Origin of the sequence: Pseudomonas simiae (assembly GCF_900111895.1) — a bacterium.
Lineage (GTDB): Bacteria > Pseudomonadota > Gammaproteobacteria > Pseudomonadales > Pseudomonadaceae > Aquipseudomonas > Aquipseudomonas simiae.
Map to the genome: position 1 here is coordinate 566,302 of NZ_FOKB01000001.1, position 12,164 is coordinate 578,465.

General features: G+C 59.8%; 13 protein-coding genes. 6 read left to right on the forward strand and 7 right to left on the reverse strand.

Annotated elements, in window-relative coordinates:
- Nucleotides 1–4 precede the first annotated feature (4 nt).
- Together BMZ57_RS02530 and BMZ57_RS02535 are read left to right on the forward strand one after the other, a co-directional pair.
- Nucleotides 5–964 carry a hypothetical protein gene (locus BMZ57_RS02530; protein ID WP_042571822.1) on the forward strand — a complete coding sequence of 320 codons (960 nt, stop codon included), beginning with the start codon at nucleotides 5–7 and terminating at the stop codon, nucleotides 962–964.
- 132 nt (nucleotides 965–1,096) lie between these two features.
- On the forward strand, nucleotides 1,097–2,308 hold the full coding sequence (locus tag BMZ57_RS02535; protein WP_069672425.1) for a YeeE/YedE family protein: 1,212 nt from the start codon (nucleotides 1,097–1,099) through the stop codon (nucleotides 2,306–2,308).
- Nucleotide 2,309: 1 nt separating this feature from the next.
- On the opposite strand, the gene BMZ57_RS02540 is transcribed toward BMZ57_RS02535, so the two are convergent.
- On the reverse strand, nucleotides 2,310–2,471 hold the full coding sequence (locus BMZ57_RS02540) for a DUF2986 domain-containing protein (protein ID WP_010208953.1): 162 nt from the start codon (nucleotides 2,469–2,471) through the stop codon (nucleotides 2,310–2,312).
- A gap of 138 nt (nucleotides 2,472–2,609) precedes the next feature.
- Between BMZ57_RS02540 and panB the strand changes: the two genes are divergently transcribed.
- Nucleotides 2,610–3,425, forward strand: a complete 816-nt coding sequence (gene panB / locus BMZ57_RS02545; RefSeq protein WP_010208954.1) for a 3-methyl-2-oxobutanoate hydroxymethyltransferase — start codon at nucleotides 2,610–2,612, stop codon at nucleotides 3,423–3,425.
- Here panB and BMZ57_RS02550 read toward each other — a convergent pair.
- Genes BMZ57_RS02550 through BMZ57_RS02560 form a run of 3 tightly spaced genes read right to left on the reverse strand, consistent with a single transcriptional unit; the run spans nucleotide 3,413 to nucleotide 6,397 of the window.
- Nucleotides 3,413–4,807, reverse strand: a complete 1,395-nt coding sequence (locus BMZ57_RS02550; RefSeq protein ID WP_010208955.1) for an aminotransferase-like domain-containing protein — start codon at nucleotides 4,805–4,807, stop codon at nucleotides 3,413–3,415. The two genes, panB and BMZ57_RS02550, sit on opposite strands and share 13 nt — an antisense overlap.
- A gap of 6 nt (nucleotides 4,808–4,813) precedes the next feature.
- Nucleotides 4,814–5,332 carry a DUF2569 domain-containing protein gene (locus tag BMZ57_RS02555; protein WP_010208957.1) on the reverse strand — a complete coding sequence of 173 codons (519 nt, stop codon included), beginning with the start codon at nucleotides 5,330–5,332 and terminating at the stop codon, nucleotides 4,814–4,816.
- Between the two features lie 27 nt (nucleotides 5,333–5,359).
- On the reverse strand, nucleotides 5,360–6,397 hold the full coding sequence (locus tag BMZ57_RS02560) for an alpha/beta hydrolase family protein (protein ID WP_069672426.1): 1,038 nt from the start codon (nucleotides 6,395–6,397) through the stop codon (nucleotides 5,360–5,362).
- A gap of 130 nt (nucleotides 6,398–6,527) precedes the next feature.
- On the opposite strand from BMZ57_RS02560, the gene msrA reads away from it, so the two are divergent.
- Nucleotides 6,528–7,034 carry a peptide-methionine (S)-S-oxide reductase MsrA gene (msrA, locus tag BMZ57_RS02565; protein ID WP_047540541.1) on the forward strand — a complete coding sequence of 169 codons (507 nt, stop codon included), beginning with the start codon at nucleotides 6,528–6,530 and terminating at the stop codon, nucleotides 7,032–7,034.
- 73 nt (nucleotides 7,035–7,107) lie between these two features.
- On the opposite strand, the gene BMZ57_RS02570 is transcribed toward msrA, so the two are convergent.
- Genes BMZ57_RS02570 through BMZ57_RS02580 form a run of 3 tightly spaced genes read right to left on the reverse strand, consistent with a single transcriptional unit; the run spans nucleotide 7,108 to nucleotide 9,265 of the window.
- Nucleotides 7,108–8,358: a flavin-containing monooxygenase gene (locus BMZ57_RS02570; protein ID WP_069672427.1), complete on the reverse strand. Its 1,251-nt coding sequence runs from the start codon at nucleotides 8,356–8,358 to the stop codon at nucleotides 7,108–7,110.
- 20 nt (nucleotides 8,359–8,378) lie between these two features.
- Nucleotides 8,379–8,825, reverse strand: coding sequence for a type II 3-dehydroquinate dehydratase (locus BMZ57_RS02575; protein WP_010208963.1), 447 nt, complete (start codon nucleotides 8,823–8,825; stop codon nucleotides 8,379–8,381).
- A 17-nt stretch (nucleotides 8,826–8,842) separates the two neighbouring features.
- Nucleotides 8,843–9,265, reverse strand: a complete 423-nt coding sequence (locus BMZ57_RS02580; protein ID WP_010208964.1) for a RidA family protein — start codon at nucleotides 9,263–9,265, stop codon at nucleotides 8,843–8,845.
- A gap of 183 nt (nucleotides 9,266–9,448) precedes the next feature.
- Between BMZ57_RS02580 and BMZ57_RS02585 the strand changes: the two genes are divergently transcribed.
- Nucleotides 9,449–10,423 carry a LysR family transcriptional regulator gene (locus BMZ57_RS02585; RefSeq protein ID WP_010208965.1) on the forward strand — a complete coding sequence of 325 codons (975 nt, stop codon included), beginning with the start codon at nucleotides 9,449–9,451 and terminating at the stop codon, nucleotides 10,421–10,423.
- Nucleotides 10,424–10,626: 203 nt separating this feature from the next.
- On the forward strand, nucleotides 10,627–12,144 hold the full coding sequence (locus BMZ57_RS02590; protein ID WP_069672428.1) for an amino acid ABC transporter permease/ATP-binding protein: 1,518 nt from the start codon (nucleotides 10,627–10,629) through the stop codon (nucleotides 12,142–12,144).
- Nucleotides 12,145–12,164 lie beyond the last annotated feature (20 nt).

A 12,164-nucleotide genomic window follows, 5' to 3' on the forward strand; every position in this document is an offset into this window, starting at 1 on the left:
CTGGATGAAAGAAAAGTTGAATCTCGCTTGTAATATAAAGCTCATGGAGCAAGATGAGAAATATCGGGATATACGAAATTATATTTTCTTTCATTCGTTGTCTGACGCTGTTTGGCGCAATCATCAGGTGCTGACTTCAGATTTGGCAGAGTTATTAGATCTTACTGCGTCAACTGATACACAAACTATTTTTGCCAAAAGAACTCGGGTGCAAAACTCGCTGTTGAATCTTCTCAATGCGCACAAGCTGTTTATTGATATCTTAAAGCGTCACCATGAAAAGAATGAAAAACGACGCTATAGGCAGTTAAGGTTGATATTGGGTTATTATTATGATGAGGATTTTAATTATCGTATCTTTGAGGTTTTAAGGAATTACTGTCAGCATTTTAGCTCTGTTCCAATTGATATTTTTTCAGATTTTGAAGGTGTATCTTACATTTTTATAAATAAACAAGAGCTTGGGAAGGATGCTAAGGCGAAAAATAAAATAGAAAGAGAGTTGGCGTCTCCGTTACATATGGAGTTGAACTCTGCAGTTCGTGATTGGCTAGTCGTGGTGACTCATATATATGGCTTGGTTTTAGATTTTTTTGCCTATAAGTCAAGTCTTCATGTTTGCGATTTTTTACAACAATTGGAAACGGATGTGGCGAAGAGTCGTTCTGAGCCGTTAGTTGCAGAGGTGATGAAGTCTGTCGAAATAAAAATAATAAAAAAGAGAATGCTTTTCCCTGTTCTTCCTGATCCTGAACAGCTCTGTCGAGGAATTCTTGAAAGAATTGGAAGCGCTGAGCAACGACTTAGATATGAAAGTGCGAAGACTATCATTAGTGACCTGCGCTCATCTAAAAATTACGCAAGAAAAAGAAAGGGGTTTGGGATTGATTTTGAGAGTAAGGGATTGGACACGCTTACACTTAAACAACTGAATAGATGGTTGAATGGGGAAGACCCAATCTGAAGAATCACCCATGAGCATCACGGTAAGCGGCTGTTGCTTTGATAGGCAGCAGTCCGCTTTGTTTGAGGGGAGGGCTTAGGGCTTATACTAGCGCCCTGGCAATCAACTCATTCAAACCTACCGGGATACCCCATGAGCACCTCTCTCCCTCTCACCCCCGCGCGCAGGCCCCTCGCGCCGTTGGTGGCCTTTATCATCCTGGTGCTGGGCGCCCTGTTCCTGCAAAACAGCGTCGGCTCACGCCAGGTGCTGTTGCTGGTGGTCGGCGCGGCACTGGGCTTGACGCTCTACCACGCCGCCTTCGGGTTCACCTCGGCCTGGCGCGTGTTCATCAATGATCGCCGTGGCGCCGGTTTGCGTGCGCAGATGGTGATGCTGGCGATCGCGGTGCTGTTGTTCTTCCCGGCGTTGGGGGCCGGCAGTTTGTTCGGGCAGCCGGTGGTCGGGCTGGTGGCGCCGGCCGGGCTTTCGGTGGTGTTCGGGGCGTTCATCTTTGGTATCGGCATGCAGTTGGGCGGCGGGTGTGCGTCGGGCACGCTGTTCACCGTGGGCGGCGGTAATGCGCGCATGCTGGTGACGTTGTTCTTCTTTATCTGTGGTTCGCTGATCGCCACGCACCACGTGGACTGGTGGTTTGCGCTGCCGTCATTCCCGGCGGTGTCCATCGTCAAGATCTTCGGCGTAGTGCCGGCGATGGGCTTGAGCCTGGCGGTGTTCGCGATCATTGCGCTGGTGACCGTGCGCCTGGAGAAGGGCCGTCATGGTCAATTGGAGGAGGGCGTTAAAAGTGAGCATCAAGGCCTGCACCGCTTCCTGCGCGGCCCGTGGCCGTTGGTGTGGGGCGCAATCGGCCTGGCCTTGCTCAACTACACCACCCTGGCACTGGCAGGTCGGCCTTGGGGCATTACCTCGGCGTTTGCCTTGTGGGGGGCCAAAGTCGCCAGCGGCCTGGGGGTGGACGTGGCCAGTTGGGCGTTCTGGCAGATGCCGGGCAACGCCAAGGCGCTTGCTGCGCCGGTGTGGGAGGACATCACTAGCGTAATGGACATCGGCATCGTCCTCGGTGCCCTGTTGGCCGCCGGCCTGGCCGGGCGTTTCGCCCCCAGCCTGAAGATTCCAACGCGCTCTCTGGTGGCGGCGGTGATCGGCGGCCTGCTGCTCGGTTACGGCTCGCGCCTGGCCTACGGCTGCAACATCGGCGCGTATTTCAGCGGCATCGCCTCGGGCAGCCTGCATGGCTGGGTATGGTTGGTGGCGGCGTTTATCGGCAACAGCGTGGGTGTACGGCTGCGGCCGTTGTTCTTTGCGGGTGAGCGACCGCAGGTGGCGTTGAGCGGTTGCTGAATCAGTTTTCCGGGGCGTTGTCTGGCGCCTGAGCCGCTTCAGCCGCCAGCTTTTCCCGGTCCGCTTTGCTGATGTACTTGTCCTTTTTCTTCGGCGCCAATTTGGCGTTGGCCTTCTTGGCTTTTTCCTTGAAGAGCTGCTGGAGTTTTTTCTGGCGGTTCATGTCGTTCTACCCGGGTTGTACAGGGCCGGGATGATACCAGTTTCGTTCACTGGGTCGCTTTTTAGCGCCGATCTGTGCATTGAATCGCCTGGCCTTTCGCCAATAATCGGGTGCTCCAGCGCATAACGGAAGACACGGATGAGCATCCACACCCGCACCAAACGTCTGACAGTCCCGCAACTGGTCGCCATGAAAGGCCAGCAGAAGATCGTCTCCCTGACGGCCTACTCCAGTGCCATCGCCAAGTTGATCGACCCCGTGGTCGATTTCATCCTGGTCGGTGATTCCACGGCGATGGTCGGCTATGGCCGGCCCTCGACCTTGAGCATGCAGCTTGAAGAAATCATCGGCCACACCCGCGCTGTGGTCGATAGCACCCGGCTGGCGTGTGTCATTGCCGACATGCCGTTTGGCAGTTATCAGGAATCCAATGAGCAGGCCTTTCGCAATTGCGCCCAGGTACTGGCGCGCACCGGCTGCGATGCCGTCAAGCTGGAGGCCAACCAGGCCTTGGCCGGCACCGTCGAATTCCTGGTGGCGCGGGGTATTCCGGTAATGGCTCATGTGGGGCTGATGCCGCAATTCGTCAACGTGATGGGCGGCTTCAAGGCCCAGGGCCTCACCGCTGAGGCCGGCGCGCGGATTGCCGAAGACGCGCGCGCCAATCTGCAGGCGGGTGCCTTCAGCCTGTTGCTTGAAGGGGTGGCTGAAGGTGTGGCGCGTCAGATTACCCTCGACTCGAAAATGCCGACCATCGGCATCGGTGCTTCACCGGCCTGCGACGGCCAGGTGCTGGTCACTGAAGATGTGCTGGGCCTGGGCGGTGAACACCTGCCGCGCTTCGTCAAACAGTATGCGGATGTGGGGGCAGTGATCCGCGACGCCTGCGAGCGGTTCGCCGAAGAGGTACGTCACGGCCGGTTCCCAGAGGCGCGGCACTGCTACGGACTCTGACGAATCGCCTGCGACAACTGCTCCACGGCCTGGGCGATATCCTTGCTCCAATCGAGGGTGAAGCTCAGGCGCAGGTGCTGTTTCCAGCTGCCTTGCTGGCTGAACAGTTCACCGGGGGCGATGACGATGCGCTCGACCAGCAGGTGTTCGAACACCCGGCGCATGTCGACCGGGCACATCGCCGCAAGCCAGAAGCACGCCCCGCCTTGTGGAGTCATGACCTCAAAGGCACCCCTGGCGTATTGGTCCAGCAGGTTTTTCATGCGGATCATGCAGTCGTGCAACAAGGCCCGCAGCTTGTGCAGGTGCGCGTCGATGCGCTTGGAAGTGAACAGCTTGGCGATCGCTTTCTGACGGATCGGTGAGAGGCGAAACGCCCGCTCCAGGAACATACGCTGCAACTGCGGCCCACACCCACGGCACAACACATAACCGTAGGGTGCCTCCGAGCCGATCACCTTATCGAAGGTCGAGAACACCAGCAGCCTCTGTGGGTCGGCAAAGTCGCGGTAGCGCGCCGGTTGGGTCGCGAAATACAAGTCGCCGTAGGTGTCGTTTTCGAACAACCAGATGTCCCGTTCCGCCAGCCACCGGCAGATCTGCTGTTTATCTTCGCTCGGCATGCGGCTGCCGTGGGGAATGTTCACGGTGGATGACAGTACCGCCAGGCGGATGGGCTCATGTTCGAGCCGTTCATTCAGGGCGTGCAGGTCGAAGCGGCCGTCGGCGTCCAGGTGCAGTTCGATCACACGGATGTTCGCCGCCTGCAACTGGCGCAGGATCGCCCACGAACACGGTGATTCCACCAACGCCACGGTGCCGGCCAGGTCCAGGGCGTTAAGCGACAGCTCCAGCACGCTGTGCAGGTCCGCGCCGATGTACACCTGACCGGCCTGCCAATAGTGGTCCGTGGAACAGGTGTAGCGCTCGGCCAACGCTGCGCGCAGCTCGGGCTCGCCGTAGGGCAGGTACTGCGGTGTAAGGGCACGCGGGTAGTGGCGGGCCAGTTCGCGCTCGATCATCAGCAGCGGGTTTTCCAGCGATAGCAGGATGGCCGGGACGTCGGCGCTCAGGGCTAGCATGCCCGGTTGGCGGGAGTTGGCGAAGACCTGGTCGAGCAGGTTGGATGAGCGTTCAGTCGATAAAGGCGCGGGTATCAACCGCGTGAAATAACCGAGCTTGGGCCGGGCGTAGACCCGTCCCTCATCCTCCAGCAACGAATAGGCGTATTTGGTGGTCGACACCGACACGCCGAGGCGCTGCGCCAATTGGCGCAGGGACGGTAGTTTTTGCTCGCCTTGCGCTGAGCTGGCCTCGATCAACTCGACGAGGTAGCGATACACCGATTGATAGGCGAAGGCGGTGTCCTTGGGGTTAGCCATGCACGCTCAAGAGATAACGGCCGTGTGCGCGTCCGCTCTCTGCGGCTTATGCATGACAAACGTTGCCTTTACCCGTTTGGATACCAGCATGTAAGGCACCCAGATGAACAAGGTAATCAATGTCCGTGCCAGCTCTTTTGTCGTGTTGGAGTCGAAAATGGGTTCATCTACGAACACCAGTGAGCACACCCAGGCATCGAGGGGAATGAACACCGCCGACGCAATCACCGTCGCGATATAAACCTTGGGGAATAGATAGTGCTCGGAGATGAAAAGGTAAATGAGGTAGGCGTAGGTGGCGACAAACAACCCATTAATCAGCGCTTCCGACACCAAAATCGGCGCCCACAACGGGTTGTACAGCGTCGTCCCAGGCGTAGACAGCACGGTAAAAGTGCCATCTGCAAAAAGAGGGTAATGCACCGCGAGAAGGCTATAGGCCGTGCGGGAAATCGAGATGACCAGGCCTATTACAATGAGCACGAGCCAGCCTCGTAACCCTCTCAACGCTTCGCTTTCTTGCATGTTGCTCTCCATGGGTGACTCAGTTGATCAATGGTTGAACGATTGCTGCAGGAACGCAGTGATCAGGCCTACCACCTGTTGTTGGATTTCTGCCCTGGGCCGAGCCTCTTCACCATCCCGGCAAATCATGCCGTCCCCAGGTGAACTTTCTTCAATCAACTCCATCCCGCCCGGCTTGCAGATCGACATGAACGTGAAGTGAGTGGCATCGCCGATCTCCACGTATTGGGTCGAGGCTTTTGGCAGGCGCTTGACCAAGGCGGCGGACTCCAGGTTCGGGTCCATATCCTCCGTTGGCACGCCGCCCGCAATCACCAGCGCCGGTACGGGAAGTGCGGCCAGGCTGGCGTCGGTGAAGCCGCGCGCGAGGCCCAGGTCCAAAGACACAATGGCGGTGACGCGTTTGTCGCTCAAGTCCGCGGCCAACTGGGCTTTGCCTTCGGCTGTGCCGGCGGGGTTCATCTCGTGGTAGCCAATGCAGCCGCCGAGCTTCGGGTGTGCGTTGCATTCCTTCGTGAACAGGTCGGGATCGAAGCGTGCGCCGGCAATCTCCAACGCGGTCCAGCCGCCGAGGGAGTGGCCTACTACGGCAATCCGGTGTTCCGCCACCGCGCCAAATTGCTTGGGCTGGGCCAGGACCGCATCGATGGCGCGGCTCAGGTCAGCCGGGCGTTTCCATAACTGAGCGGCGGTCTGCGGGCTGCGATCTTTGGTGGTGGTGCCGGGGTGATTCACCGCCGCCACCACGTAACCGTTGTGCGCCAAGGCACTGGCCAGCCACACCTGTTTGCCCCAATTGCCGCCGTAGCCGTGGGAGAGCACGATCAGCGGGTGTTCACCGGCAGCCGGCGTTGCATCGGGCACAGCGAGGGCGCCGATGAAGACGGCGTTGTCGGCGATCAGCACGGGTTTGGCGGTGGTTGCCGCGGGATACCAGACGACCATCTCCAACGGGCGGCTGCTCTGCGCGTCGGGCAGGGTGGCGGTCCTGAAGCCGACGGGGCTCTCGGCCGCGAGGGCGGGAGTGGCAAGGCAGAGCAGCAGCGTACGCAACGCGGTTTTCATTGTTGTTATCGTCCTTGATTCTGGTGGCGCATCATTACCCGAAACCAATCGTCTGGGTACCCCCTTACCCTTGGTATTTGCCAACACAGCCCCATAACTAGCGTGTATCCATTGCGCGGAAGAACACACCATGACCCACTCAACCGAAACCGCGATCCTCGCCGGCGGCTGCTTCTGGGGGATGCAAGACCTGTTGCGCCGCTACCCCGGCGTGCTGCACACCCGCGTCGGCTATACCGGCGGCGATGTGCCGAATGCCACCTATCGCAACCATGGCAACCATGCGGAAGCGATCGAGATCGTGTTTGACCCGGCGGTGATCAGCTACCGGCAGATTCTGGAGTTCTTTTTCCAGATCCATGACCCGAGCACACCCAACCGGCAGGGCAATGATCTTGGGCCGAGCTATCGTTCGGCAATTTATTACCTGAGCGAGCAGCAACGGGATGTGGCCGAGGATACGGTGGCGGATGTGGATGCCTCGACATTGTGGCCGGGGCGGGTGGTGACGGAGATTGCGCCGGCGGGGCCGTTTTGGGAGGCAGAGCCGGAGCACCAGGATTATCTGGAGCGGATTCCCAACGGGTATACCTGCCACTTTATCCGGCCGAACTGGACGTTGCCGAAGCGCGGCTGAAAGGGCAGGGGCACACGGGCTTGTGTTGACACAACACCGATAGATCGCAAAAAAACCGAGCCGTCGTCAGGGATCAGGACTTGTCGTACGCCATGTACTCGTTCTGCAACACGATATGGTCCGCCAGGTATTTCGCATCGTGCCAAACCCCATAGATAAACGACGATGCGCGGTTCACCAAATTCGGCAGGCCCAGGAAGTAAATCCCGCTCTGCGCGGAGATCCCGCGCTTGTGGAACGGCTCGCCTTTCTCATCGAATGCATCGACCTTCAACCAGCTGAAATCGAACGTGAAGCCAGTGGCCCAGAGGATCGTGGTCACGCCCGCTTCTGCCAGGTCCAGGCTCAACATCGGATTCACCAAACACTCAGGATCTGGCAATAACTCCCAGGCCTGCGGTTCCGGGGGAAACGGCAACCCGTTCGCCTCGATATAGGCATCCGCATCGCGCAGCACGTCAAAGTAGGCGCGATCCCCTTGAGCCACGTTCTCGGCCAAGCCGGGTTGGAAGGTCATGACGCCGTCTTTCCAATTCTCGGTGACGCCCACCAGATGAATCCCTTGGTGCGCCAGGCGGCGGAAGTCGACCGTCTTACCGCCTTCGTAACCGCTGACCGCAAAGGCGACGTGCTTCTTCTTCGGCTGGATTTTGACTTCATCCCATAGGCCCAACGCACCCAGCCACCAGCAGTAATCGCGACCGCGATAGGCGCGGGGAGGGCGGTAGTGTTCGCCCACCGAGAGGTACACGGTCTTGCCGGCCTTTTGCAGTTCTTCGGCGATTTGCGAGCCGGAGGCGCCGGCGCCGACGACCAGTACTGCGCCTTCGGGGAGTTGGCCGGGGTTCTTGTAGGTGCAAGAGTGCAGTTGATGCAGCGGTGCGTTGGTCGGGACGATGTTCGGGATGGACGGGCGCTGGAACGGGCCGGTGGCGGCGACCACATTGGCGGCTTCGATCACGCCGGCCGATGTGGTCACTTTGAAGCCGGGTCGTCCCACATGACGCTCTACCTGCTGCACCTCGACGCCGGTGCGCACGGGGGCCTGCAATTTGTCCACGTAGGCTTCAAAGTAGTCGGCCATACGCTCTTTGGGGGGGAAGGCTTCCGGCGAAATGCCTTCGAATGTGAGGCCGGGAAACCGGTCATGCCAGGCCGGCCCGTTAGCGACCAGGGAGTCCCAGCGCTCCGAACGCCAGCGTTCGGCGATGCGGTGGCGTTCCAGCACGATATGCGGCACGCCCATCAGCGATAGGTGTTCGCTCATGGCGACGCCGGCCTGGCCTGCGCCGACGACCAGAGTGTTGATTTTTTCGACGGACATAGGCGGTTCCTGCACAGTCATTAGGCGGTTTGGTCCAGCAATTCGGCCACGGCCGTGAGTGCCAGTTGGTAACCCAGCGCCCCCAGCCCGGCGATCACACCGGTGGCGGCTTTGGACACGTAGGAGTGGTGCCGGAAGCGTTCGCGCTTCCAGATATTGCTCATGTGCGTTTCGATGATCGGACCGTCGAAGGCCAGCAGCGCATCGAGGATCGGCACCGAGCTGTAGCTGAGCCCGGCGGCGTTGATCACGATGGCGTCGGCGTTCAATCGTGCCTCTTGAATCCAGTCCACCAGCACGCCTTCATGGTTGCTCTGACGAAAATCCAGGGTCAGGCCCAGGGTCGCGGCGAGGTCTTGGCAGCGGGCTTGGATGCTGGCAAAGCTTTCGCTGCCGTAGGTGCCGGCTTTGTCCAGGCCATAGAGATTGGCGTTGGGCCCGTTGAGGAAAAACACAGGGTGGGTCATGGCGTACTCCAGGTCATTCAGGGCTGCCAGTCATCCGGCACCACCGCGATCACGTCGATTTCCATCAACCACTCCGGCTGGCCCAGGCCCGAGATCACCAGCCCGGTCGAGATCGGGAATACGCCTTTGAGCCACTTGCCGACTTCCTGGTACACCGGCTCGCGGTAGCGCGGGTCGATCAGGTAGGTGGTGGTCTTCACGATGTGCGACAGATCAGAACCCGCCTCTTCTAGCAGTTGCTTGACGTTCTTCATCGCTTGCTCGGCCTGGGCGCGTGGATCGCCGAGGCCGACGAGGTTACCGTCGAAGTCGGTACCGATCTGGCCGCGCACATAGATGGTGTTGCCGGCACGCACGGCCTGGCACAGGTCGTTGTCCAGCGCCTGGTTAGGGTAGGTCTGTCGGGTGTTGAACATGCGGATGCGAGTGTGGGTCGGCATAACGGCAACTCGTGGGAAACGGGATGACGCCAGCTTCACACCGCCCTGACTCCGGCGAAACCAGCATTTGCGCGGGGTAGTGCTTAGGAAAAACCGAAGCCCCTGCAACTCATCGCCTGGCGCGTGACCCGGCACGAACCCTGCAACGCTTCCCCTACAGTCATTGTTGAGAGGGCAGGCGTGATGCTCAGTCGTATTACTCAGCGTCAACTGGAGTATTTCGTCGCGTCGGGAGAGGCGGGCAGCATCAGTGCGGCCGCTGAACGCATCCACGTGTCGTCGCCATCGATCTCGGCGGCGATCACCCATATGGAGGCCGAGCTGGGCATTCAACTGTTTATCCGCCACCACGCCCAGGGCATTTCCCTCACGGCGGTGGGGCGCCTGGTGATGCAGGAAGCCAAGCTGATCCTGGAGCAGATGACCAACCTTTACACCATCGCTTCGGAGTCCTTGAACACCGTGCGTGGGCCGTTGCGAGTCGGCTGCCTGGAGTCGCTGGCGCCGATGATCACGCCGGAACTGGTGTTTGGTTTCGGCCGGGCGTTTCCAGGCGTGCGGCTGACGCAAGCTGAGGGTAACCATGAAGAGCTGCTGGAAAAACTGCGCAGCGGTGAGCTGGATATCGCCCTGACCTACGACTTGGTGACCAGTGCGGACATCGACTTTCAACCCCTGGCGCAGCTGCCGCCGTACGTGATGGTCGGCGAGTATCACCCGCTGGCGAATTCACCGGCCGTCAGCATGCAAGACCTTGAGGCTTACCCGGTGGTGCTGCTCGACACTCCGTGGAGCCGCGACTATTTCCTCAGCCTGTTCATCCAGGCCGGCACTACGCCGAACATCATCATGCGCTCCACCAACCTCGAAACGGTGCGTGCCATGGTGGGCAATGGCATCGGCTATTCCTTTGCGAATGCGCGACCCAAATCGAACCTGTCCCAGGACGGCAAGCGCGTGATCCGCCTGCGACTGGCCGGCGCACACCGGCCGATGCGCCTGGGCTACGCCACGGCCAGCAACACTCAGCTGTCGCGCGTGGTGTCGGCGTTTGCCGAGCGTTGCCGCATGTTCGTGTCCGACCAGTACATCCCCGGCATGGCGCCGCCGAGCTTTTTCGACCCCCATGCGGTGCGGACGCTGACCGGTGTGAATTGAGGATGCTCCACAAAGGGGCACCTATCACCTGGTGGTGAGCGGGCTTGCCCCGCGCTGGCGCGGGGCAAGCCGGCTTATCACTGTAATGTCGCTGCATAGGTTCTGCCTACCCAGTGCCCCGGCTTTTACGAATTGACCCCAAGTGCCTCCCCCCACGACTCTGAACCCATCGATGTAGATCAATTTCTCAGGGCACAGCGACGATGACATTCGACTGGAATTACATGTTTGGTTTGCTGGGCGATGCCGAGTTCTGGCGGGCGACGTGGACGGTGATCAAGCTCAGTACCCTGACCTGGGTCTTGAGCATTGGCCTGGGCTTTCTGCTGGCGCTGGCCAAGCAGTCCAGGCATGGCCTGCTCAGTGTGCCGGCCCGTGGCTATATCTGGCTGTTCCGCAGCCTGCCGCTGCTGGTGTTGTTGATTTTTATCTACAACCTGCCGCAAGCGTTGCCCGGCACCTCGGCGATCCTGGCCGACCCTTTCTGGTCCGGCCTGCTGGCGCTGGTGATCTGCGAAACCGCCTACGTGGCTGAGATCCATCGCGGTGGACTGCTGTCGATTCCCAAAGGGCAGGCCGAAGCAGCGCGGGCGCTGGGCCTGAAGTTTTTCGGCACCCAATTGCGCGTGGTGATTCCCCAGGCACTGCGGGTGGCCTTGCCATCGCTGGCCAACGAATACATTTCCATCGTCAAGCTCACCTCCCTGGTGTCGGTGATTTCCCTGACTGAAATCCTGATGGTCGGCCAGCGCCTGTATTCGCAGAACTTCCTGGTGATCGAGACCATGGCGGCGGTGGCGTTCTTCTACGTGTTTATCGTCACGGTGTTCGACTTCCTGCTCAAACGCCTGGAGCGCTTTCTCGACGTCAACGAGCGCAACGTCTCCCGTGTTCCCGATGCGGCGGTGCTGGCCCTGGCCAGCCAGCAGCGCACAGCCTTGGCGCGTCCGGTCACCCACGGCGAGCCCGCGTTGCAAGCTGCGCGGTTGCACAAGGCCTACAACGATATCGAGGTGCTGGGCTCGGTCAACCTGCAAATACAGCCCGGTGAAGTGGTGTCGGTGATCGGCCCGTCCGGCTCCGGCAAGACTACGTTGATCCGCCTGCTCAACGGCCTTGAACAACTGGACAACGGCGAAATCAGGATCAACGGCCAGCCGTTCATTCACTTGAATAAAGTCGGCGCGCAGAAACCCCAGTACATCGAGCACGCCGAGCATCGCCTGAACATCGGCATGGTGTTCCAGAGCTTCAACCTGTTCCCGCATCTGACCGTGCTCGACAACCTGCTGATGGCGCCGAAATACCATCGCCTGGGCGCGACCGCCGAACTCAAGCAGCAGGCCTACGCACTGCTGCACAAGGTCGGCATGCTCGACCACGCCTGGAAGTACCCGCACCAGCTGTCCGGCGGCCAGCAGCAACGCGTGGCCATTGCCCGTGCCTTGATGATGCGCCCGCAGATCATGCTGTTCGACGAGCCCACCTCGGCGCTCGACCCGGAGAAGGTCAACGAAGTGCTGCAAGTCATCGAAGCCCTGGCCGAGGAGGGCATCACCATGGTGATCGTCACCCACGAGATGAACTTCGCCTTCAAGGTATCCGACCGCATCGTATTCATGGAGAAGGGCCGCGTGGTCTGCGACGACACGCCGGGCGCCCTGCGCAGCGGACACAACCCACGCGTGGAGGCGTTCCTCAAGGACGTCTCGTTGGCGTGACCCCCTCAACGTTCAGGACA